The 21,923-nt window shown below is 70.1% G+C and carries 20 protein-coding genes, 1 tRNA gene and 1 pseudogene; 16 read left to right on the forward strand and 6 right to left on the reverse strand.

What is annotated here, in order from left to right; genetic code table 11:
* Nucleotides 1-14: 14 nt before the first annotated feature.
* The 5 genes from ACGFX4_RS16055 (at nt 15) to ACGFX4_RS16075 (ending at nt 5,417) form a co-directional block, all read left to right on the forward strand.
* On the forward strand, nt 15-2,006 hold the full coding sequence (locus tag ACGFX4_RS16055; protein WP_393073897.1) for a GMC family oxidoreductase: 1,992 nt from the start codon (nt 15-17) through the stop codon (nt 2,004-2,006).
* Complete coding sequence (locus ACGFX4_RS16060; RefSeq protein WP_393073900.1) at nt 2,003-3,208, forward strand: ferritin-like protein; 1,206 nt, start codon at nt 2,003-2,005, stop codon at nt 3,206-3,208. Before ACGFX4_RS16055 ends, ACGFX4_RS16060 begins: the two co-directional genes overlap by 4 nt.
* Nucleotides 3,208-3,561 carry a putative quinol monooxygenase gene (locus ACGFX4_RS16065; RefSeq protein ID WP_393073902.1) on the forward strand — a complete coding sequence of 118 codons (354 nt, stop codon included), beginning with the start codon at nt 3,208-3,210 and terminating at the stop codon, nt 3,559-3,561. Before ACGFX4_RS16060 ends, ACGFX4_RS16065 begins: the two co-directional genes overlap by 1 nt.
* 981 nt (nt 3,562-4,542) lie before the next feature.
* Nucleotides 4,543-4,616 (forward strand) — tRNA-Met (locus ACGFX4_RS16070).
* 360 nt (nt 4,617-4,976) lie between these two features.
* Entirely contained in the window at nt 4,977-5,417 is a 441-nt protein-coding gene (locus ACGFX4_RS16075; RefSeq protein ID WP_393073905.1) for a hypothetical protein, read from the forward strand.
* 73 nt (nt 5,418-5,490) lie between these two features.
* Here ACGFX4_RS16075 and ACGFX4_RS16080 read toward each other — a convergent pair whose 3' ends face one another.
* The 3 genes from ACGFX4_RS16080 to ACGFX4_RS16090 all read right to left on the reverse strand — a co-directional run bounded on the left by ACGFX4_RS16080 (nt 5,491) and on the right by ACGFX4_RS16090 (nt 8,814).
* Nucleotides 5,491-5,781: a transposase gene (locus tag ACGFX4_RS16080; protein WP_393073908.1), complete on the reverse strand. Its 291-nt coding sequence runs from the start codon at nt 5,779-5,781 to the stop codon at nt 5,491-5,493.
* Between the two features lie 296 nt (nt 5,782-6,077).
* The gene (locus ACGFX4_RS16085; RefSeq protein WP_393073911.1) at nt 6,078-7,058 is read right to left on the reverse strand and encodes a Ku protein; all 981 of its coding nucleotides are present in this window, start codon (nt 7,056-7,058) and stop codon (nt 6,078-6,080) included.
* A gap of 694 nt (nt 7,059-7,752) precedes the next feature.
* On the reverse strand, nt 7,753-8,814 hold the full coding sequence (locus tag ACGFX4_RS16090; protein WP_393073914.1) for a Ku protein: 1,062 nt from the start codon (nt 8,812-8,814) through the stop codon (nt 7,753-7,755).
* A 271-nt stretch (nt 8,815-9,085) separates the two neighbouring features.
* Here ACGFX4_RS16090 and ACGFX4_RS16095 point away from each other — a divergent pair, with 271 nt between their 5' ends.
* The 8 genes from ACGFX4_RS16095 (at nt 9,086) to ACGFX4_RS16130 (ending at nt 13,820) form a co-directional block, all read left to right on the forward strand.
* Nucleotides 9,086-9,268 (forward strand): hypothetical protein, encoded by a 183-nt coding sequence (locus ACGFX4_RS16095; protein ID WP_393073917.1) that lies wholly within the window; start codon nt 9,086-9,088, stop codon nt 9,266-9,268.
* 372 nt (nt 9,269-9,640) lie between these two features.
* On the forward strand, nt 9,641-9,898 hold the full coding sequence (locus tag ACGFX4_RS16100; RefSeq protein ID WP_393073920.1) for a hypothetical protein: 258 nt from the start codon (nt 9,641-9,643) through the stop codon (nt 9,896-9,898).
* 122 nt (nt 9,899-10,020) lie between these two features.
* Complete coding sequence (locus ACGFX4_RS16105) at nt 10,021-10,275, forward strand: hypothetical protein (protein WP_393073923.1); 255 nt, start codon at nt 10,021-10,023, stop codon at nt 10,273-10,275.
* Between the two features lie 134 nt (nt 10,276-10,409).
* A complete protein-coding gene (locus ACGFX4_RS16110; RefSeq protein ID WP_393073926.1) occupies nt 10,410-10,856 on the forward strand; it encodes an OB-fold nucleic acid binding domain-containing protein in 447 nt (148 codons plus the stop codon).
* Between the two features lie 237 nt (nt 10,857-11,093).
* Complete coding sequence (locus ACGFX4_RS16115) at nt 11,094-11,771, forward strand: family 16 glycosylhydrolase (RefSeq protein WP_393073929.1); 678 nt, start codon at nt 11,094-11,096, stop codon at nt 11,769-11,771.
* 273 nt (nt 11,772-12,044) lie between these two features.
* Nucleotides 12,045-12,293 (forward strand): hypothetical protein, encoded by a 249-nt coding sequence (locus ACGFX4_RS16120; RefSeq protein ID WP_393073932.1) that lies wholly within the window; start codon nt 12,045-12,047, stop codon nt 12,291-12,293.
* Between the two features lie 249 nt (nt 12,294-12,542).
* Nucleotides 12,543-13,013, forward strand: a complete 471-nt coding sequence (locus ACGFX4_RS16125) for a hypothetical protein (RefSeq protein ID WP_393073935.1) — start codon at nt 12,543-12,545, stop codon at nt 13,011-13,013.
* A gap of 522 nt (nt 13,014-13,535) precedes the next feature.
* A complete protein-coding gene (locus tag ACGFX4_RS16130; RefSeq protein ID WP_393073938.1) occupies nt 13,536-13,820 on the forward strand; it encodes a hypothetical protein in 285 nt (94 codons plus the stop codon).
* A 526-nt stretch (nt 13,821-14,346) separates the two neighbouring features.
* On the opposite strand, the gene ACGFX4_RS16135 is transcribed toward ACGFX4_RS16130, so the two are convergent.
* Nucleotides 14,347-14,802, reverse strand: a complete 456-nt coding sequence (locus tag ACGFX4_RS16135; protein WP_393073941.1) for a PASTA domain-containing protein — start codon at nt 14,800-14,802, stop codon at nt 14,347-14,349.
* 590 nt (nt 14,803-15,392) lie between these two features.
* Here ACGFX4_RS16135 and ACGFX4_RS16140 point away from each other — a divergent pair.
* Both ACGFX4_RS16140 and ACGFX4_RS16145 read left to right on the forward strand, forming a co-directional pair.
* The gene (locus ACGFX4_RS16140; RefSeq protein WP_393073944.1) at nt 15,393-15,575 is read left to right on the forward strand and encodes a hypothetical protein; all 183 of its coding nucleotides are present in this window, start codon (nt 15,393-15,395) and stop codon (nt 15,573-15,575) included.
* A 99-nt stretch (nt 15,576-15,674) separates the two neighbouring features.
* Complete coding sequence (locus ACGFX4_RS16145) at nt 15,675-16,520, forward strand: ATP-binding protein (protein ID WP_393073947.1); 846 nt, start codon at nt 15,675-15,677, stop codon at nt 16,518-16,520.
* A 191-nt stretch (nt 16,521-16,711) separates the two neighbouring features.
* Here ACGFX4_RS16145 and ACGFX4_RS16150 read toward each other — a convergent pair whose 3' ends face one another.
* Nucleotides 16,712-17,656, reverse strand: coding sequence for a helicase associated domain-containing protein (locus ACGFX4_RS16150; protein WP_393073950.1), 945 nt, complete (start codon nt 17,654-17,656; stop codon nt 16,712-16,714).
* Nucleotides 17,657-17,929: 273 nt separating this feature from the next.
* On the opposite strand from ACGFX4_RS16150, the gene zapE reads away from it, so the two are divergent.
* Complete coding sequence (gene zapE, locus ACGFX4_RS16155; RefSeq protein WP_393073953.1) at nt 17,930-19,054, forward strand: cell division protein ZapE; 1,125 nt, start codon at nt 17,930-17,932, stop codon at nt 19,052-19,054.
* Nucleotides 19,055-19,349: 295 nt separating this feature from the next.
* Here the strand turns inward: zapE and fxsT are convergent.
* Nucleotides 19,350-21,683: pseudogene (fxsT, locus tag ACGFX4_RS16160) on the reverse strand (FxSxx-COOH system tetratricopeptide repeat protein); the annotation flags it as partial.
* Nucleotides 21,684-21,923 lie beyond the last annotated feature (240 nt).

Consider the following 21,923-nt stretch of genomic DNA (forward strand, 5'->3'; position numbering starts at 1 on the left):
AGCGAGGAAGCGCCATGAGCACCAACGACCACGACATCGTCATCGTCGGCGGCGGCATCTCCGCCGCCACGATCGCCAAGACCGTCATCGAGAAGGCCGCCGCCCAGAGCCCGCCCCGGCACCCCCGGATTCTCATCCTGGAGGCCGGCCGGGCCACCGCGATGAGCGCCGACAAGTACGACACCTACGTGGACGCCTACCAGGCCGCACTGGCCAAGGTCCCGAACGCCCCCTACCCGGCCAGCCGTTCGGCACCCCAGCCCGACGTGCTCGACATCGGCCGACCGATCATGAACCCGGACGGCACCACCAAGGTGCCCAGCGACAACGGGTACTTCGTCCAAATGGGCCCGCTGCCCTTCGGCAGCGACTACGCCCGCTCCCTCGGCGGCACCACCCTGCACTGGCTCGGCACCTGCCTGCGGATGCTCCCCAACGACTTCCGGATGCGGGACACCTACGGGCACAGCGTCAACTGGCCCCTCTCGTACGAGGAGCTGAAGCCCTACTACGAGCGCGCCGAGTGGGACATCATCGGGGTGTCGGCCAACGTCCAGGACCAGGTCTACCCCGGCATCGGCGGCGACCCGGCGAAGTTCTTCAGGAGCGCGAACACCGCGAAGTTCCCCGACGGGGCCTACCACTTCCCGATGGAGCGGATCCCCAGCAGCTACCTCGACCAGTACCTGGCCAAGAAGTCCGCCGGCCTGGTCGTCGAACTCACCGACCGGCAGGGCCGGCCGCACACCTTCCCGATCGAGCTCAGCAACACCCCCGTCGGCCGCAACTCCCAGCCCTCCGACGGCTACCAGGTGATCGGCGCGGTCGGCAACTTCGACCAGGGCCAGCGCTGCGAGGGCAACTCCAGCTGCATCCCGATCTGCCCCGCCCAGGCCAAGTACAACGCGCTCAAGACGCTCTACGAACTGATCGTCAAGTACCCCGACCGCGACCCGGCGGACGGTGCCCCCGCCAAGGCCCGGGTGGCCGTGCGCAGCCAGTGCGTGGTCTCCCGCGTCCGGCACACCACGCAGCCGGACGGCACGGGCACCGTCACCGGGCTCACCTACCGGACCTGGTTCGACGACGGCAGCGCACCGGTCGAGCACACCGTCACCGCCGACACCTACGTGCTGGCCGCCAACGCCGTCGAGAACGCCACCCTGCTGCTCGCCTCCGGCGCCGCCAACCGCAGCGACCAGGTCGGCCGCAACCTGATGGACCACCCGCTGCTGCTCACCTGGGGCCTGCTCGAGGACGGCGTCGGCGCCTACCGCGGCCCCGGCTCCACCTCCGGCATCCCCGCCTTCCGGGACGGCAGCTTCCGCTCGGAACGCACCGCCTTCCGCGTCGAGATCGGCAACTGGGGCTGGAACTTCCCCGAGAACGCCCCCTACGACACCGTCCACGACCTGGTCGGCGGCGGCGAGAGCGGAAAGGTCGGCCTCTACGGCCGGGCGCTGCGCGAGCGGCTCGGCGAGATCCTGCCCGCCCAGTTCCGGATCGCCTGGGAGCTGGAGCAGGACCCCGAACCCACCAACCGCGTCACCATCGACGACCGGTACAAGGACGCGCTCGGCAACCACCGACCCGTCATCCACTACGACCTCTCGCCCTACGTGCGGGACGCGCTGCCCTGGGCCGCCGAGGCCAGCCGGCAGCTGTTCGCCCAGCTCGGCATCGGCGAGAAGGTCCGCCGCCCCGAGTACCGCCCCGGCGACTACACCCACTACGACGCCGACGACCCGTCGGCCGTCACCCACGACGGCGTCACCTACTGGGTCCGCGGCGCCGGACACGTCGTCGGCACCCACCGGATGGGCGACGACCCGGCCACCTCCGTGGTCGACAGCCACCAGCGCAGCCACGACCTGCCCAACCTGTACATCACCGGCTGCGGCAGCATGGCGACCCTGGGCACCTCCAACCCCACGCTCACCATGACCGCGCTGGCGCTCCGCACCGGCGACCGGATCGCCGAGCAGCTGAAGGGGAACGACGCATGACCGAGCCCACCAGGATCACCAGCATCAAGGACCTGAAGGCCGCACTCCAGCTGGCCGTCGGGCTGGAACTCAGCACCGTCCCGGTGTACCTCACCGGCCTCTACTCCATCGACACGGGAGGCAACACCGACGCGACGCAGACGATCCGCAGCGTGGTCATGGAGGAGATGCTCCACATGACGCTCGCCGCCAACGTCCTCAACGCCCTCGGCGAGATCCCCAGCACCGCACCGGTCGACTTCCACGGCCGCCGCAACCTCAGCCCGATCCCCGCCTACCCGCTGGACAGCCCGCTGATCACCGGCATCGGCACACTCGAACTGCTCCCGCTCACGCCCCACGCCGTGGACGGCTTCGTCCGGATCGAGCACCCGCTGCACGGCGCCGCCACCCTCGGCGACATCCCCGCGCAGCCGGGCGGCTTCCGCACCATCGGCGAGTTCTACGAGGCCGTCGACGCCGCCCTGGCCGACCCGGCGATCTGCCCGGACAGCGCCTTCCAGCCGGTCCGCCAGATCCCCGACAGCGAGTACTACGGCGGCGCCGGACACGTCGTCGAGGTGAAGGACCGCGCCACCGCGCGGGAAGCCGTCCTGAAGATCATCGACCAGGGCGAGGGCCTGCCCGAGGAGTGCCTGCACCGGCCCGCCAAGACGGTCACCGACGCCGACCGGCTCGGCTCCGGCTGGCAGATGTACTCCCACTACGCGCGCTTCCGCGAACTGCAGGCCGGCCGCCGATTCCGCACCGACCAGCAGGCCGGCGAGCACCCCGAGGGCGCGTTGCTGCTGATCGACTACTCCGCCGTCCGGCCGGCGCTGTACGTCCCGCGCAACGGCGACGTGGACGGCAGCCCCGAGGGCGCCGCCCTGGACGCCTTCGACCTGGCGTACTCGCACCTCGTCGACGACATCTACCGCGCCTTCGCGGGCCGGCCGGTGGAGGTCACCGACCCGCTCGACCCGCACGCCGAGCGGGAACGGCCCGCGCTGCGGCTGGCCGTCCACGCCATGTACGGGCTGAAGAACGCGGCCACCGCCCTGATGCGCACCCCGAACCCGGCCAAGCCCGGGCACACCCTGTGCCCCCGGTTCTCCTACGTCCCGCCGGGCGGGGACCGCGACAAGCTCGTCCAGCGGCTCGAGAACCGCACCGACAACCGCACCGACAACCACACCGACAACCGAGGAGGACAGCCGTGATGATCTCCATCGTGACCAAGTGGTGGTGCATGCCCGGCCGCGAGCAGGAGGCCGTGGACGCCCTGAAGGACCTGGTGCGGCAGGTGGAGGAGGGCGAGCCGGACACCCTCATGTACTGCCTGCACACCGCCGTGGTGGAGGGCTCGCTGCCGCCGCCCACCCCGAGCGAGGTGATCTTCATGGGCGCCTGGACCAGCCGTCAGGCCTTCGACGACCACCGGACCGGTCCGATCTTCACGGACTGGCTGGACAAGAACCTCGACCTGTTCGTGCAGAACGACGGCAAGCTCTACGTCAGCGCCGAGTTCGCCGACCGCTTCGCCGGCTTCGTCCGCGGAGCCGCCATCGGCTGACGGCCCGCCGTCAGCGTCGGAGCCTGCCGGTCCGGAAGGTTCCGACCCCGGCGACACGGCGGTGGGCGGTGCCGCCGACAGGGTGGAGAGGACGGCGGCTCCAGGCGCCGGGACCTCGGCCACCTTCGGGGTGAACCGGACCGGCAGCTCGATCAGGTACCGGGAGATCCAGGCCGAGGTCCAGGTCAGTCGTCTGTCCTTCACCGCTCGCGGTCTCCTCGCCGATCTGCTGTCCCGGCCGAACCGGTGGCGTGAGGACGCCCGGCAGATGGCCGACACCAGTACGCAGAGCCGTGCGGCAGTCCGAAAGGCCCTCAGGGAGCTGACGGCAGCCGGTTACTACCGGGTGGAGAAGGTCCGGATGCCCGACGGCACCATCCGCTCGGAGGCGCACGTGTACGACACGCCACAGCGGGCAGGATCGGCGACGACGCGGGTGCTCGGCGACGGGGGAAGAGCGCAGGTGACGCCGGATGCACCCCGTCCGGCGCCCGGTGAGGCGGACTCCGCTGCTGCTGGCGTCCCTGAAGTAAAGAACCCGGTCAAAGAACCCGCCCTCCCCGGCGGCGCGCGAGGCGATCGCGGCGCCGCAGGAGGAGGGGCGAGGCCGGCTGACGAGCGGCTGACAGTCGACGTGGACGGGCGGGTTCGCGAGGCGGCGGTCGAGCTGCATCGTGTGCTCGCCGCCGAGCCGAGGCTTCGGCTCGGCGCGGTGGAGGCGCTGCAGCTTGCGCCCCTGGTGGCACGGTGGATGGGGGCCGGCTGCTCCCGGGTGCAGCAGCTCGGTGACCGGACATCGACCGGTCAGCAGCCGAGGACGGCGACTCCAGGGGCTGCCCCAAGGCGTAGTTCATCCTTGACCTGCGGTGCGAGAGTCGGGCGTGAGCCAGTCCCCGTACTTGTAGGTCGCCGGCTGGGGCCGCCGCTGGTGAAACCGATTCGCGCCTGATGGCTGATGTGACGTAGGGTCGTGTTCACCGACGCGGGGTGGAGCAGCTCGGTAGCTCGCTGGGCTCATAACCCAGAGGTCGCAGGTTCAAATCCTGTCCCCGCTACTCGATGGTCCGGGCCCGGTGCGCTACTGCGCACCGGGCCCGGCCGCGTTCCGCCGCTGTGCTGTGCCTCGGACGAGGGTCGGTGGGTGCTGCTGAGTCCTGTTGGACGGGCGGTGCCCGGTGCGGCCGTGATCGCCGGATGCCGATGCGTCAGCCGCTGTGTTGGGCACTGGTTCTGGCCGCCGCCGGGGCACTCGCCACCGGGTGCGACCACCCCGCGTCCTCGCCGTGGGTGGTGCCGGTTCGCCGGGGCCCGGAGGTCCTCACCTGGGGCCGGTCTGCGTCGATCCGACGTCGGTTGGGGGAGGGCCGTGCTGCCGTGGTGTGCACGGTGGCGTCCGGGCAGGCTAGGTTACTCGGGTGAGTCTCCTTGATGATGTGGCCGAGCGCGACGGCTGGCTGTGCTGGGTGTGCGACGAGCCGGTCGACCCTGACATGTCGGTGAACGACCCGCGGGGGCCCAGTGTTGACAGCCGGACCGCCGACCGCAAGGCGAAGGTCGCCGAGCGGCTCGCACACCGCGGCTGCAACACTCGCAAGGGCGCGGTCAAGGTGGTCATCGCCTGGCCGGACCGCCTGTACGTGGTCGAACCCGCACCGCTGATCACCGTTGCCGGGAGACTGGAGCGCAAGGGGGGCCGCGAGATGGTGGGCCGGTGCCCGACCAGGAAGGATGCCCAGGAGGCGGCGGATTGGCTGGTGGACCGGTTCTCCCGGCTGGTCCCGGGGTTGCCGGTGACCGCCGACATCGAGGAGGGCGGCGGCCAGTTTCTCCTCGTCCTGGCCACCGGCCGTCGCTGACCGGAGCGAACCGCCGACCGGCACCGGCACCGGCCCCTGGCTCGCGGCCGCGACAACCCTGCCGTGTGGACGGTCACGAAAGTCGGCCGGCACACTGTGGTGGAACCCGGGATCGTCCAAGCTCCATCGCCATGGCGTACTTGAAGTCGATGCGGCAGCGGACCGCTTCGGCAGCCTGCCGGTCCGACAGGCCGAGCAGGAACTGCAGGACACAGACGGTGGCCAGTTGAGCAGGCGAGAGCCCCGGCCGCCCATCGCGGGGGTACCAGTCGGCGAAGTCCTCGTCGCGCCACAGCCCATCGAGGCGGTCGCGTACCCATATCGCCGTCGTACCGCCCGGGTTGCCCGCCCGCGCGATCTGCACGGTCAGAGAAGGGACTTGCTCACCGGAACGGGGGCGAAGGGACAACGGGCACCTCGACAGCTGCATCGGTCGGGGGAACGACCCGAGCATGCCCGTTGATCATGCTGCCGCACCGAGGAACTCCAAGATCCCCGACAGAATCAAGTCAGGGTCCGGGTGAGGGCGACTTCGTGATCGCGGGCAGGACGCTTCCCGGCGGATTTTCCGCAAAGCCCGCTGCTCGATTACCCGTATCAGCCTGCTCGTCGCCGCCCTCCACACTCTTCGCCACCTGCGAGAACTCGGGATGGAGAGGCTCACCGGGTTGCCCGTAGGAGGGCGTCGTGGAGTTGTTGGCGATTCATGGCCGACCGATGGGGGATCTGCAGTTCCTGGGCGCGCCTGTACAGCTCTTTCCTGGTCAGGCCGGAGATGTCCTCACGTGTCGTTTCTCTCCGCCGATCGGGTTTTCCTTTGCGACCCCGCCCGCCGCGCCCCTTTGTGGTGGCATCATTTGCGATGGGCCTCGGACGGCCCTTCCCGTGGCCGGGTTCTTTGACGGTCCCGCCAAGGGATGCCAGGCTTTGGCGCAGCGAGTCGATCTCGCGGTTGGCCAGTTTGTCCTCGACGGTGCGACGGATCTGCTCGTGGCGCGCGTCAGTGTAATTCCGCGGGTCCCAGTCGACGGTGAGCAGGTCGAGCAGTCGCTCGGCCATGCGGAACTCGGCGTCGGTAAATTTTTGCTCCTCCACGGGCATGTGGCCGAGTCCGCGGCGCGGGTCGCGTACCTCGTCCGGGAAGTACAGGGTGTGCAGTGTCAGCAATCCCCTCTCGGCGTGTATTGCGGCCAGGTACATCCTGTCCCGCATGGAGAGCGTGGCAATTCCCGCCCGGTTCGAGTGCTCCATTGCGGAGGCCAGCAGCTGGTAGATCTTGGCGTTCCCTTTCCCTCGCGGGTCGAGGTAGTAGGAGGCCCGGAAATACAAAGGGGACACGTCGGAGAAATTGACGAACTCGGCTACCTTGATTTTCCGGCTTTTTTCCGGGGTGGCTTCTTCGAGCTCTTCGGGTTCGATGGCCAGGTATTCTCCGCCCCCGGCGTCAAATCCTTTTACGAGGTCACGGAAGTCGACCTCGGCGCCGGTCCGCTCATTCACCCACCGGATGCGGACCCGATCGGAAGTGCCACGTTCGATGTGGTTGAAGGCGATGTCATGGGATTCCACTGCCTTGTGGAGCGCCACTGGCAGCGTAATGAGCCCGATGGTCAGAACGCCGGTCCACACTGGTCCAGTCATGACAGCCTTTCCGTGCCACGCTGGCGTCCGCCGGTGGTGACACTCGCTCGGCTGGATCGATCATAATTTCCGACCGGTCAGCCTGGCTATCGCGGCCGATGGGGTTCGGCCATTCGTGGAGCTTCCCCCGCTCGACGGGCAGGGGGCGTCAGGCCCTTGGACAGGCATTCGCGCGTGTCCGGCAGGCGCCGAGCAACGGCCTCGGAACTGTCGGCCATGCCGCTCCGGACGTTTCCCGTCCTCGGGGGCGGGTGTTCGGTTCGCCCCGGACAGGAAGACGAAGTGGGCGGACGGCTCGCGGGTAGCGAATCGGCGCCACCTGCCGGCAACGGTCGGAACGAGGTTCTGGATCGCGGTCACGTCCGGCGGAGCGGGCACCACGTCGGCACAGCTCGACGATCTCGGCCTTGAACTCCGGCGTGAACGAGCGGAGAGGCCGCGGCTTCTTCTTCCCCGTGCTCTCCATGACGGACATCATCCTTCCGAGGCCGAAGCCCCTGATCAGGAGTGTCCGTCAAAGCGGATCAACCCCACTGAAGCGCCCAGTCGCAGTGGGACGATCTCGGGGTGGCTGATGTGATCACGGCGTCGGAGCGGGCCGGCCGCCAGCCGGGCCCGAGACGCACATCCCGGCCATCCTCGGCGGGCACACAGCTGCTGACGACAGCTCCTTCACCGCGCATTGCCGTCCGGATCAGGATGCCGTCCGAAGCCGCCGGCCGCGCGCGGCCTTCTCGACGGCTTTTTGGAGTTCGTCGCGGCTCATGCTGGAGCGGTGCGCGATCTCGTACTCGGTGGCCTTCTCATAGAGCTGCGCCTTGGTCAGCTGCGACAGGTCTTCCTTCGCGGTGGTGCGCTTCTTCGCGGCCGGCTTCTTCGCGTTGGCGGGCCGGGCACTGCTGGTGCTCTTCTTCCCGTCGGTGGTCTTCGGCGTTGTGCGCGACGAGTGCGCGGCGGGCTCTGCTGTGCCGCTCTTGACGCCTTCGAGGCTGCGTTTGAGGACTTCCATGAGGTCGACGACGTTGGTGGCCTCAGCGGGCGGCCCTTCGGAGACGGCGATCTCGCGGCCGGCGAGCTTGTCCTCGATCAGCTTTCTGACCTGCTCCTCGAATGTGTCGTGGTACTCGCTCGGGTCCCAGTCCACGCTCAGCATGTCGATGAGCTGCTGGGCGGTCGCCAGCTCCTGCCGGCTGTACTTCGCCTGGCCGCCCGGCAGGTCGCCGATCTCCTTGCGCGGGTCGCGGACCTCGTCGGCCCAGTGCATGGTGTGCAGCTCCAGCAGGCCGCCCTCGGCACGCACGGCGGTCAGGTACTCCTTGCCGCGCATGGAGAACAGGGCGATACCGGCCCGGTTCGAGCGGGTCAGCGCCTCGGTGAGGAGCTGGAAGATCTTCGCGTACTCCTTGCCCTTCGGCCCGAGGTAGTACGTCTTGTCGAAGAAGATCGGGTCGACCTGGTCCAGGTCGACGAAGCCGGAGATGTCGATGGTGCGCGAGCGCCCAGGGGAGATCTGCTCCAGCTCGTCCGGCTCGACGACCACGTACTCGCCGTCGGTGACCTCGAAGCCCTTGACGATCTCCGAGTACGGGACCTCGTCGCCGGTGCGCTCGTTCACGCGCTTGTTGCGCACCCGGTCGCTGGTGCCGCGCTGCAGCTGGTGGAAGGCCACGCTGTGGCTGTCGGTCGCGGTGTACAGCGATACGGGGACGGTCACCAGGCCGAAGGTGAGCACGCCGGTCCATACGGGTCTGGCCATCACGACCCCTTCCTCTTCGTCGGCTCGGCGGCCCGGGTGGTGCCGCTGGGCGGACTGCCCAGGCGGCCGGGCCGGCCTTCGCTCCGGGCCCAGTGGCCTGGAGCTCCTGCCGGGCGGCTGCCCGTCCAGGTTCCTTCTTAGACCCCTGATCTGCGCCGCCACCAGCGGCAGCCGGGCCGGGTTGGGCCATTCGGTCGATGCCCGGGGGCGCTGACGCGTGCCGCTGCGGCTTCTGGGACGGGGGCTACCCGATCACAGGACGAGGAGAGGCATGGGACTCGGCGACCAGTTCAAGGACAAGGCGAAAGACCTGGCGGACCAGGCCAAGAGCGCGCTCGGTGACCACGGCGCGAAGGCCGAGGACACGGAGCAGAAGGCCCGGCAGCAGGCGGAGGGCGCGATGCCGGCCGGGCAGGACACGGCCGCGATGGACATGGACGAGGAGCGGGAGTGACCGAAGCTCCCGCGACAGCGCCCCGGAGGTCCTCGGACCGCCGGGGGGCGCCGTGGTTCCCGGTCGTCTCTCCGGCCCCGGGCGGGGCCGGAGGGCGGCCTTGCGCAGGGGCGGTCGGTGACCGGGGCTCCGGGGTCGGCCGTGTCGGCAGCCAGACGATGATCCAGCAGAACCCGAGCACGGGCCGGATCTCAGGCGGTGGCGATCCGGGCGAGGGTCTGCTGGAGGCGGCGGACGGCGTCCTCGGCGTCCGCGTGCTGCCCCAGGGTCGGCTCGACGGTGCCGAAGGAGCGGCCGTGGTCGGCGGGCAGAGCGCGCCAGTGCAGGACGGGGGCCAGGGGCGGTGCCGGCGGCGGCGAGGAACCAAGCGAGGTGCCCGTGGACCCGGGCGATGGCGACGGCGAGGTCGGCGAGCGCGGCCCGCAGGTGCTCCAGCCGGTCGATCGGAGCCAGAGACTCCTGGACGGCGGGCGGCTGGACGGCTTCGGCGAGCGCGGCCGCCGTCCGCTCGGCGAGGGCCCGGTCGGCGGGGGCCGGCTCCCACGTGCGGTCGTGGAGCTGCAGTCCGGCTTCCTCGGTCAGGCGGGTGATGGTCGTCCGCATGTCCACGGCCCCACCCTAGTGCTGTGACCGCGTACGGTCACCCGCCGGGGCGTCGGCCTCTGCACCGGCGGGGGATCGGTAAGACAGCGGCGGAACGTACGCCGTGGATGATCTTGGATGGGTGGGTGGCGCTGGTCGACCATGACGGGATGACCGCGATTCCTGAGGACGCGCCTGCTCCGGTCCTGGCGGACACCGAACTCGCCGAGCTGCGGCGTCTGGGCGCCAGAGCCTTGGACTGCCGGCAGGCCGGCGACCTGCAGGGGGCCCGTGACGCCGCGGGCGAGGCGGGCACCGCGGCAGCGGCCGCCGTGGCGGCGCTCGGCGGGCTCCTTGAACTCGAGACAGCTGCCGAGCAGCAGCCGCAGCCGATCGACGGTGACACCTCGCACTGGCTCGGGTGAACCACCCGAGGCGGCCCCGCCCACGGACACCGCTGGCGTATCCGAGTAGCCATGCCAGGGCCCGGACCGCGCCCAGCGCGAAGTCCCGCTCCTGCTGGCCCGCCCGGGAGCGGTCGTGGGCGCGCAGGAGGGCTGTGCGTTCCTCCTGCTCCAGGTGCAGCTCGGTCGGCCGGTCGCCGGTCGCCGGCGCGAAGGTCGCCATCCAGACCCCGCCGATGCGCTCCGGCTGGCGCACCATCTTCGTGTCCCTCGACGATGGCAGCCAGGGCGAACGGGGCCAGGTCGACCTGACCTTCTTCGACGACACCCACGAACAGGCCGCCAGCACCCTGGTCCACCACTTCCTGATCCTCGCCCGCGGCACCGTCTCCCGCCGCGGCCAGTCGGTCACCGTGATCGGCACCCTCGCGCGGAACCTCCAGAAGATCGCCGATGCCCACCGGGCCGGCGGAACCGCCGCCGTCCTGGCCCTGCTGAACCAGCCCACCCACGACACCTCGGACCACGGCCGGGAAGCTGGCGACCGCCGACAAGCAGGTGCCGGACGCCTCTGGCAGGCCTCCCCCGGTTCTCCAGGCTGAGGTGATAGGGCTCTTTGAATCTGGCTCTGACCGCGCTTGCGTGAATGGCCAGGTCAGTCGATGGCCGCCAGGATCAGGACCTTGACGTCGCAAGATGTCTTGCCGCAACCGGGGTGGACGGGCATCTGCAGAGTGAACCTTCTCGGAGTCCGAGAGCTGAGCCGGTCGCCATCTGGAATGCTGGAAACCCTATGTGATCGACTGTCAGCGATCTCTTCCCATGCGCCTGGAGCGGCGATGTCCTGGACTGCCAACTTCGACAACCCCGACTACGGCTCGTCTGCCTTCGACGCGGATTGGACCAGCCTGCTCACCCCGAATCGCGCCGCACTGCGCGACAATGCGCTGGTGCTGGAGCTGGCCTTCGACTCCGCGAGGAACGTCGGCACTGGCGCGCAGGTGAGTTCGCACGACAAGCACACCGAGCAGTACGGCGAGCTCACCGCCGTGGTCAAGAGCGGGGCCACACACACCGGCGTGGCGTGCGTCCTGGCGTTGCAGTCCCAGGAGACCCGCGACGAGATCTCCTTCGAGTGGGTCGGCAAGGACCCGGCCTGCGTTCAGACGAACTACTCCGCCAAGGGCGCAGCAGACTTTACGACCATGGTCCCCGCATCCGGGATCGACACCACTGTCGACTTCCACACATATGCCATCCGCTGGACGCCCGAGGAGATCACCTGGCGGGTCGACGGAAGGCCGGTGCGTACCCTGCGGCGCGCCGATACCTGGGACGCGACGAGCCGGACCCATAAGTACCCGGACTCGGCCGCTGGCGTTGAGCTGTCCATCTGGGACGACCCCAGTACGGCCGGCTCCGCCGTCACGGACTGGGCCGGAGGCCCTGTGTCGTACGCCGAAGGCGCCACCTACAGCATGCTCGTACGGTCGGTGACCTTCACTTCTTACAGCTGACAAAGCGCGGCAACCCCGGCGCCTTCGTAGGAACTCTCGCGGGCGTGGATCAGGGTTCCGGGCTGAGGACCGGCGTGAGCCGGTCCTCGACGAATCTGGAGATCATTCACGGAAGCGCGGTCAGAGCCTTGAATCTCCCCACCCGTGCTCGGGTACTGGCCACGCCTGCTCGCTTGGATTCCTCACCTTCGGTGAGTGCGGGCAACACCCTGCACTCGCTACTCCAATGTGACTTCGCGACCATGTCGGTCTCGCGGCCTACTCTGGCTGGTCATGGGCTACGACGTGCACATCACCCGCCGTGAGAACTGGTGGGATGAAGAGGGTCGGGACATCAGCACGGCGGAGTGGGAGGCGGTGGTCGCTGCTGATCCCGGCCTCGTGGATGTTCCGATGTGGTGGAGCGCCGGGCGGATCGTGTCCAAGAACCCGAGCGATGCGGTGATCGCGAAGATGCGTGAGGTGGCAAGTGCCCTGGAGGCGAAGATCCAGGGCGACGATGGCGAGTTCTACGACACCTGATTGGCCAAACCTGCTCAGGTGATCTCCCCACCCATCGTGTAATCTCTCCCGGCGTGTCCGGTTGGTTCGTGTCCTGTCGGAAAGTCTGCGCTTGCAACGAGTTCGGCCTGTTCGGGGGCCTGGATGCTGACGCGGGAGGAAGACGTGGACGCTCATGCTCTGCGTCGGCAGGGCTGGTCCATCTCGGCCATTGCCCGGCACTTGGGTCGCGACCGCAAGACGATCCGCGCCCACCTGAACGGTGAGCGGGTGTCCGAGCACAGGCACCGGGCCCCGGACGCGTTTGCGCCGTTCGTGGACTACTGCCGCCAGCGCCTGGCGGACGATCCGCACGTGTGGGCCTCCACGCTGCTGGACGAGATCACCGAACTCGGCTACCAGGGCGCCTACTCGACGTTCACCCGGGTGCTTCGCCGCCACCAGCTCCACCCGCACTGCGAGCCCTGCAAGGCGTCGACCGGCCGCGACGTCGCGGTGATCGCCCACCCGCCGGGCGAGGAGATCCAGTTCGACTGGCTCGAGCTGCCCGACCCGCCCGAGTCGTGGGGCGTCGGCGCGAACGCACACCTGCTGGTCGGGGCCCTGGCCCACTCCGGCCGCTGGCGGGCAGTGCTCGCGGAGTCCGAGGACTTCCCGCACCTGGTCCAGGTGGTGCGCAAGCTCGGCGGCACCGCCCGGCGCTGGCGCTTCGACCGGATGGCCACGGTCTGCTACCCGTAGACCGGCCGGGTGCTGCCGGCCTTCGCCTCGGTCGCGAAGTACTACGGCGTCGGGATCGACATCTGCCCTGCACGCCCGACTCGGCCTGCAGCGGGCCCGGGTCCGCGCGGTCACTGCCCGCGCCGGTGACCTCGGCGAGCAGGAGAGCACCGCGGTGCAGCTGACCTTCGACCGGCCACCGAGAGCGCCCGCACCCTGGAGCCCGTCATCGACCGCGCGAACGCCCGGTTCGGCACCGGCACCCTCACCCCCGCCGCACTCGCGGCCGGCGCCCGGCGCCGTGCCATCCACGCAGGTCGAAGCCGGTACGGCAGCCATGGCACGTTCGTGTGATGGCGATCCCTGAAACGGGTTTGACCGCAGTTCCGTGAGGCCTCGGCCTGTTCCGGCGCCCGGCGCAGGCCGCCGTGGATCACCAATTCGGCTGTCCGAGTGCCTTCCGACTACCTCGCGAGCGGAAGACGTCGGCGAGGGGTATGTCGTCTCGCACGAGATGACCTCGGGACCCGTGAGGAGACCAGCGTGTACGCAGCAGTGCGACGGTACGACGGGGTGACCGATCCTACGGAGGCAGCACGCCGGGTGAACGATGGATTCGTGCCGCTGCTGCGGCAGGTTCCCGGATTCGTGGCCTATTACTGGGTTGACGCCGGGGACGGAGTGATGGTCTCCACCAGCGTCTTCGAAGACCAGGCCGGGGCCGAGGAGTCGATCCGGAGAGCGGCGGACTTCGTGCGGGACAACCTCACCTCACTGCTGCCCAACCCTCCCCAGGTCACGGCCGGCCAGGTTGTGGCCACCGGGTAGCACCCCCGCAGCGGCCCTTCACGGAACTGATGCTGTTGGCGATCTGTGAGGAGCGGCTTCTCATGGGACGGCCTGAGCCCGGGCGGCCTACAGCAATATGCAGGGCCGTGAAGATCACCAACAGCATCCGGGACTGCGGGCAGAGCCAATTTCGCGGCTCTGCCCGCAGTTCCGTGAAAGCCCAGGCCGGCCCCGTGAGTGCATTTGATGACCGAATCCGGCCTCTGCAGGGACGTGGCTGCGCCAGAACGCGACGGCCGACAGGTCGGTAGCGACTTCGACAGCCTGGCAGCCGTAGGTGCCCGCCGCGTCGACGCACAGCATGAGACAGAATTGATCGAGAGACTCGATCTCCCTGATAAGACGCTTGTAGTCGTGCTTGAGCAGGTGAACCGCCACGCGGTCGGCGATCGCCGACCGCCCCATGACCATGGGGACCGGCCGTGCAGACTGGGGAGGGCGAACTTCGCGACCAGCGCATCGGGAAGTCATCCGGCCGGGACGACATAGGTGAGCCGCTGTCGCGTCAGCCGTAGGTCACGAAAATCGACGCCCCTTTGGGCACCACCGTGCCGGCGATCGGCTCCTGCCCAGTCACTGTCGCGGTGCCGCTCGGTGGCTGCGAGGTGGGAGCGGTCACCAGTCGCAGCGAGGTCGCGCCCAGCTTCTCCTTCGCCTGGGCCTCGCTGAGATTGGACAGGTCCGGGACGCTCTCGGTGCCCACGGTGGCGGCGAGCAGTTGGTTGGTCTGCTCGGTCGTTTTCGAGGTGAAGTAGAACGCGACGACTGTGCCGACGACCGCGCCGACGGCGCCGAGCAGTGTTCCGCGCGTCGCACTGTCGTTGACCGCGAACGACAGCACGCTGAACAGGAGCAGGCCTGCGACCAGCATGAGCGCCAACCAGCTGCGAACCGTCACTGGCCTCCGGGCCAGCAGGAGTCCCAGCCCGATCAGCAGGATCACCGCTGCGGTGATCCCCATCGCGATGAGGGTTTGGTCCCAGCCCAGCACAGTGGGGGCCGGCGTCACCACACCCCCGCCCGACCCGGGCGGGGCGGTCGAGGCCGTCGTTGGTGTCGCCGTCGCCGATTCATCCAGGACCATTAGCTGGAGCACGGAGCCTCCCGGAATCGCGATGGTTTGTTGCGCCGACGATCTATTCCGACTGTAGGCGCCGCCTGGTCACCGGCCGGGGCACGGCGCCCCCGCTGATCAGGTGACATGAGGATGAAGGGGCGCCGATCCGAAGGCAGAGCACGGTGTCCTCGTCGGCCGCCACCAGCCGGGCGATGACCGACGCTCGGGTGCCGCCGACCGGAGCCGGCAGCATCATCGCCGCCGATACCGCACCGAGCTGGTACTGCTCCGCCGCCCGACCCGCTGCAACTGCTGGCCCTCCTGCCGCCTCCCAGGCCAGCAAGAACGTCTCCCGAGATCCAACCGGTCCGGACCTCAGCAGCGCCGACCACCACCCTGGCGAACGTATGCAGTCACAGCATTAGCCGCTGTCCTCGCCGTGGGCGTGGCCCGGCCGGACCGCACCCGGTGGATCCGGCCGTCGTCGGGTAGTCGTGAGCCGGCAGCATCGGGAGCCGGGCCCGGATCCTCTCGAGGACTTCCTCGCTGACTACGAGGCCTGCCTGGCGGCGTGCGCAGATGAGGCCCGGCTGCGGACCGTCTGGGCGCTGCCCTACCTGGAGTCGGGTCCGGCGGTGCCGCCGATCCCGGACGTCCTGCTGAAGCCGGACCGGTAGCGGGCGTGTCAGCCCGGCCAGTTCGATCCGTCGTCGTCCGGTCCGTGCTCGTCCTGCCGTGTCCGCTCCCGGTCCGGCTTCAGCAGGACGTTCAGCGCGGTGGCCGCGGCCTCGGCGGCCGGCGCCGTCGCGCTGGCGGCCTCGAACGCTCCCTGCTGGTCGCCGTTCTCCCAGCATTGCACTGCCCTGGCCGCGAGGTCGCGCGCCTCGACGATCTTGTCGAACGCGAGGGTGGGGATCGGGTCGCCGGCGGAGTCGGTCGTCGACTACACCGCAATCGAGTCCAAGTACGTCGGCGAAAGCGAGAAGAACCTCAAGGCCCTGTTCGCCGAGGGGGAACGGGCTGGCGCGATGCTCGTTTTCAACGAGGCCGATTCGCTGACCAGCGGTCGCCTGACCCGAGTCGACAGCGGTTCGGACCAGGCGCACAACAACGTGCGCAACGCCATGCTCCGCGCCCTGGAGGATTATCCGGGCATGGTCGTCCTCACGACCAACCAAGGTCAGTTGTTCGACCGGGCGTTCCGCCGGCGGATCCAGGTCACCCTGGTCCTCTCCGTTCCGGACGAGCCGACCCTGCAGAGGCTGTGGGCCGCCAAGCTGCCGGACCGGATGCCTCGTGCGGACGATGTCGACGCCGCCGTGCTGGCCGGCCTCTCGCTGGGGCTGTCCGGAGGCGACCTGGTGAACGCCGTCAAGTTGGCCGCGTTCCAGGCGGCTTCACGCAAGGGTGACGACCGGCAGGTCAACCTGGCCGACCTGACCGAGGCACTCGCTGAGGTGCGGCGCACCGCCGCGGCTTTCGGTGCGGATCTGGCCGCACCCGAGTCCGACCTCATCACGGCCGCCGCGCTCGGCACCAGCTCGGAGGGCAAGGAGGTGGAGACGCTGTCCAGCGCCTCCACGGGTGCGGGGCAGGACCAGTCGGCGCCCATCGGAGAGTGAGGCAGCCGCACGTCATATGAACGCACTGCGCGGCGCCTTCCGCTCTAGCGTCCTGTCAAGCGGCAACCAGCCGTCCCAGAAAGGGGATCGCCCATGTCTGTCCTGCAGCGATGAGTGGCGCTCGCCCTGGAAGACCGATGAAGATGTTGGGTTCTGGCCCTGCCGTGTGAGCGGTGGGGCCAGACTCGTTTTCATGGCGATGGGCGAGTGGTCCGGGGAGGCGGTCGGGCCGGACGTGTGGGAGACGTGCCGGGACTTGATCCCAGCCGGCAGCGTGTGTGAGTGGGTGGTGTGGTGTCAGCGGGTTGGGCGGCGGCGACCTGGTTGAGGTCGGAAGGCCCGTTGAGCTGGATAGCCGTGCTGGCCGCCACCGACACCGACTGACTGAACGGCCACCCGACCAGCACGTACCCGGCCACCAGGGCGACCGCGGCGACCACGACGCGGAGCACACTGCCGTTCACGCCCACTCGACCCCGAACTCGGCGAGCTGCGCGAGCTGCCCCGGGTGAGCTCGGCCCTGCGTGCCTTGGTGTTGTCGAGCCAGGTACCCAGGGCGAAATGCGACACGACGACCTGATTCTCGCCGCCGGGCCGGCCTCCACCGGCTCCTTGTGTGGGCGGGGAACCCGGGGATGCCGCTCCCGTTCGACGAAGGCCGCGAGCGCGGCCAGGCCCTGCGTGAAGCGGTCCGTTCGGGACAGCCTCGCCTTGGCGGCGGCCTTGACGGCCACCAGCTCGGGGTTCTCCTCGAGCCCGATCGCGGCGAGCAGGTCCCGCTGGTCCGCCTCCAAGCCCGGCCGGCCGGCCCGCTGCGCCTTCACCCACCGGCCGAGCTGCTCGCCCTCGTACACGGTGTCCAGCGGCAGGGTGGTCCAGTCGACGAGGCCGTCGCACTCCAGCCACCACTGCCGGGCCGTCGCGTACGCGCGCTGCCAGGTGATCGGCCAGGTGGGGCACCACCACGGATCGATCTCCTCCAGTGCCCGGCACCGCTCCGGCGCGATCGCCCCCTGCTCCCCGGCCGGCACCTGCACGGTGGCCCACAGCTCCGCCAGCCATGTGCCGATCGCGTACCCGCCGATGGAGGCCCGCGCCGACGCGGCCAGAGCGCCGTCGTGGCCCTTCGCCCACACCCGCGCCCAGTCGAGACCGGCCTCGAACCGGGCGTCGAAGACCTACCGGATCATCCCGTGTGACTGCTCGGCACTTTGGTTGTGATGTAGGCCCGTGACGTGGGGTGTTGTGGTTGGAACGAGGGTGTGGCGGAGGGACGACGCCCCCGGAGCGCGAGGCCCTGGTCGGCGTCATCACCGAGATCCGCCGGCTGATGGGCTGAGCGGCGCGAACGAGAACGCCCCGTGGCGTATGGTCGGGAGCCTTGAAGATCATCGATCAGGGGAGGGGGCATGGTGGTCGGGACGGGGGAGTTCACGCGGGCCGCGGAGCGGGACGGCCTGGTGCTGGACGAGGGGCAGTTGGCGGTGGCGGCCCGGCTCGCCGGACTCGGGTCGGCGTTGGGGGGCAGGCGGCGACTGTTCGGCCGGGCGACGGCGCCGGTTCGCGGGGTCTACCTGTGGGGATCGGTCGGCCGGGGCAAGAGCTGGCTGGCGGACACGCTGTTCGACGCCGTCCCGCTGACCGAGGAGACGGAGAAGCGGCGCCTGCACTTCCACGAGTTCTTCCGCCGCTTCCACACCGCCTACGGCCGGTACCGGGGCGAACGGGCCGCAAGCGACCGGGCGGTCGAGGAACTGCTCGGCGACTGCCGGTTCCTGTACTTCGACGAGTTCCACGTCCACGACGCGGGCGACGCGATGCTGATCGGACGGGTCGTGCGCTCGCTCCTCGCCCGCGGGACCACCCTGCTCGCCACCTCCAACTATCCGCCCGCCGGCCTGCTGCCCAACCCCGTCTTCCACCAGCTCTTCGAACCCGTCATCGCCCTGCTGGAAGCCTCGCTGGACGTCGTCGAGCTGACGGACGGCCAGGACTACCGGACCTCCCGCGGCGCGGGCCGGCCCCGCTCCGGGTTCGCCGCCGGCCGCTACCTGTGGCCCGGCACCGAACATCAGCTCACCGACGCGGGGCTGACCGTGCCGACAGCGGACGAACGACGCCCGCTGCGCGCCGGGACCGGGAAGGTGGAGGCCCTGGCCGTGCGCGACGGGCAGATCTGGTTCGACTTCCACGAGCTGTGCGACCGTCCGGTCTCGACCGGCGACTACCTGGAACTCGCCGACACCGCGCAGGACTGGGTGCTCACGGGCCTGCCCCGGCTGGCCGAGACCAACCGGGACGCGGCCCAGCGCTTCGCCAACCTGATCGACGTCCTGTGCGACCGGGAGATACCGCTCACCCTGGTGAGCCGGGCATCCCTGGCCGAAGTGCTCCGCGGCGACGGCCTGCCCGCCGACATCAACCGGACCGCCAGCCGCCTGTCCCTGCTGGAGCAGCACGCGCCTGCGGGCGCAGATCGGTCCCTCGCGAACGAATCCGCAGGCCGACGCGGTGCTGACCTGCGGAGCCGGTGAGATCGGTACTTTACAGGTCGTAGTTCTGATCGAACACGGCTCTGACCTGCGGAAAAGTAGATCTCAAGGAAGATCGTTCCGCAACCGGTGCACACACGGCAGTGATGACGACAAGACATGGTGAGAAGCGCCGAGCGGAGACCACGACGTCGAGCCGGCTCCTCGCCGTGTGGCGCGGTGCGGCGCTACTGATCGTGGCGGTGTGGCGTCGTTCCACCCAGCGGCTTTGTGGGTCGACCATGGCGGCGAAGAAGTCTCGAAACCTCCTGCGGCGGCAGCTGACCGGGCCGCCCGCTCACATCGGCTGGATCTCCAGCTCCCGGTCTGCGGGACGTCCGCCGCCCGCGCGGTCGGTGACGCGGTCGAGCGCGGCGCGGCCGAGCCGATCCGCTTCGGCGGGCTGCAGGTCGTCGCCGTAGGCGTTGGCGAGGTTGACGGCGGCGTCGAGGGTGAACGGGTGCTCGGCGCCGAGGACCCGGGACAGGCCGGCCACCGCCCGCTCGCCGTGCCGGATCGCACCCGCGAGGTCGGCACTGCCGCGCAGGTAGATGCCGAGGTTGTTCTCGCAGGCGAGGGTGAACGGGTGGTCTTCCCCGAGCAGTCGACGATGTCCTTCGTACGCGTCGGTGGCGACGTCGCGGGCGGCCTCGTTGTCGCCGGCGGCGCTGAGGTCGGCGGCCAGGTTGAGCCGGCAGGCCAGCGAGTCGGCGTGGTCGGGGCCGTACCGGTCCATGTACCGCCGGTAGAGGTGCTCGGTGAGCTCGCGGGCCTCGGCGTGGTCGCCGGCCCGGCGCAGCGAGACGGCCAGGGACAGGCGGATCCGCAGCTCGTCGGAGAGGTCGACCCGGACCGGCCCGTCGAGCAGCCGCACGATCCGGCGGAGCAGGTCGACCGACCCGTGGTGGTCGCCCGACTCGCGCAGGTCGCGGGCGAGTTGGGACTCGGAGGTCAGGGTCGAGGGGTGGTGCGGACCGAGCAGCGCGGCGCGGCGTTCGGCGGTGTCCTGGTCGAGGGTCCGGGCAGCGTCGCTGTCACCGGCGAGTCGGTGGTCCACGGCCAGGTTGCCGGCGGCCGACAGGGTGAGCGGGTCGTCGGGTCCGAAGCAGGCGAGCGAGCGCCGGTGGGCGTGCAGGTCCGCGGCCAACGCCTCCTGGAAACGGCCCAGGTGGCGCAGGGTGGCAGCGACCGAGACGGCGGTCAGCAGGGTGTTCCGGTCGTCCTCGCCGAACTCGGTTCGCTGCGCGGCCAGGGTCGTCTCGGCGAGGGCCAGCGCCGCGGCGTAGGAGCCGTCGGCCCGCAGCAGTTCACCGGTCAGCCGGCGCAGGTCGAGGAGCTGCCGCACACAGTGGATCCGGCTCTCCGGGAAGTCCTCCCACTCGAGGCGGGCGGTCCAGGCCGCATCCAACTGCCGGGCCAGCGGCAGCCCGCGGGCGGTGTCGGCGCGGACGCACAGGTAGCGGACCCGGTCGACCAGCAGGTCGCGCACGTGCCACTCGTCGCAGTCCTGCGCCCGCGAAGGTGCCAGGTGTGGCCAGATCCGTCCCAGCGAGCGCCAGTTGGCAGGATTGTCAGCCTCGCCCGACTTCCGGTGGAGCGCCTCCAGGAAGCGGTGCACCTCGTGCATGGCGTCATTCTGCTGCTCTTCCGTCATGCCGTGCCTGACCACCGACTGGACCAGACGGTGCACCTGCAGACTGTCGTCACCGCCGCCCACCCGGGCGAGGGCGTACCGGCCGATCGCGCTGAGCACCGGCCCCAGGGCGAAGGAGTCGGTCAGCCCGGGGTCGTACGGCCGGAGCGCGTCGAGCATCTGCTCGGTGTAGACGAACTCCCGCAAGGAGACGGGCTCGGGAGCGAGGAAGGCGCACAGCTCCAGCAGCCGGACCGCGGCCGGGGACCGCTCGCGCAGCCGGGCGATCGAGACGTTCCAGGTCGCGCCGAACAGTCCGGCCTCCCGCGAGGCCGTCCCGGAGGCCAGCACCTCGGCCGCTTCCTCGCGCAGCCGTTCGATGTACAGCTCCACCGGCATCCCGGTCTCGGCCAGCCAGGCGGCGGCCAGTTCCACGGCCAGCGGCAGATCGCCGACCACGTCGGCCACCGCATCCGCGTCCCGCCGAGCGAGGCCGGGCACCCGATGGGTCAGGTGCTCGACGCTCTCCGCACGCCGGAACACATCGACCGGCAGCACCGCGGCCAGGCCCGTCCAGTGCGGGTTCCGGGAAGTGATCAGGGTGTGTCCGGGACCGTCCGGGAGATAGCGGGAGACGGCGGCCGGATCGTCGGCGTTGTCGAACACCAGCAACCAGCGCGGACTGGGCCGGCCCCGGCGCAGTGCCTCCGTGACCGCGGCCGCGGCCCTGGCCGCGTTCTCGTCGGGTGGGAGGCCGATCCGATCGGCCAGCACCGACAGCGCCGGCAGCAGGCCCTCCGGTTTCTCGGCGTCGATCCACCACACCAGGTCGTACGACGCGCGATACCGGTGCGCGTACTCCAGCGCCAGCTGCGTCTTGCCCACCCCGCCGAGGCCGTGCAGGGCCTGCGGTGCGGCCACCACCGCCGTCGTGCCGCGGGAGAGCCGGTCGCGCAGCTCGGACAGGGCCTGGTCCCGCCCCGTGAACGCGGCGTTCCGCGGCGGTACGGACCAGTGCGCGGGGCCGTGCCCCGGGCCCGGCGGATCCGGGGGCGCGGCGGCGGGACCGGTCGGTTGCACCGGGGCGGCGGAGACCACGACATCGCCGTTGACCACCCAGCCGACCGAGCCGGCCGCCACGCCCCGGGGACCGTCGGAGGAGATCCGGTACCCATCGGCTCCGCCCACCCGGTCCGTCGCGCGGGCCCGGTCGGGCCCGCCGTCGGCGGACGGGTCGGA

The sequence above is a fragment of the Kitasatospora sp. NPDC048365 genome (assembly GCF_043200835.1).
Lineage (GTDB): Bacteria > Actinomycetota > Actinomycetes > Streptomycetales > Streptomycetaceae > Kitasatospora > Kitasatospora terrestris.

What these genes read in the sequence shown, in the direction of transcription:
- ACGFX4_RS16055 (WP_393073897.1), top strand. Translation starts at nt 15, where the DNA reads ATGAGCACCAACGACCACGACATCGTCATCGTCGGCGGCGGCATCTCC.
- ACGFX4_RS16060 (WP_393073900.1), top strand. Translation starts at nt 2,003, where the DNA reads ATGACCGAGCCCACCAGGATCACCAGCATCAAGGACCTGAAGGCCGCA.
- ACGFX4_RS16065 (WP_393073902.1), top strand. Translation starts at nt 3,208, where the DNA reads ATGATCTCCATCGTGACCAAGTGGTGGTGCATGCCCGGCCGCGAGCAG.
- ACGFX4_RS16085 (WP_393073911.1), bottom strand. Translation starts at nt 7,058, where the DNA reads ATGACTGGACCAGTGTGGACCGGCGTTCTGACCATCGGGCTCATTACG.
- ACGFX4_RS16090 (WP_393073914.1), bottom strand. Translation starts at nt 8,814, where the DNA reads ATGGCCAGACCCGTATGGACCGGCGTGCTCACCTTCGGCCTGGTGACC.
- ACGFX4_RS16095 (WP_393073917.1), top strand. Translation starts at nt 9,086, where the DNA reads ATGGGACTCGGCGACCAGTTCAAGGACAAGGCGAAAGACCTGGCGGAC.
- ACGFX4_RS16105 (WP_393073923.1), top strand. Translation starts at nt 10,021, where the DNA reads ATGACCGCGATTCCTGAGGACGCGCCTGCTCCGGTCCTGGCGGACACC.
- ACGFX4_RS16115 (WP_393073929.1), top strand. Translation starts at nt 11,094, where the DNA reads ATGTCCTGGACTGCCAACTTCGACAACCCCGACTACGGCTCGTCTGCC.
- ACGFX4_RS16120 (WP_393073932.1), top strand. Translation starts at nt 12,045, where the DNA reads ATGGGCTACGACGTGCACATCACCCGCCGTGAGAACTGGTGGGATGAA.
- ACGFX4_RS16135 (WP_393073941.1), bottom strand. Translation starts at nt 14,802, where the DNA reads ATGGGGATCACCGCAGCGGTGATCCTGCTGATCGGGCTGGGACTCCTG.
- zapE (WP_393073953.1), top strand. Translation starts at nt 17,930, where the DNA reads ATGGTGGTCGGGACGGGGGAGTTCACGCGGGCCGCGGAGCGGGACGGC.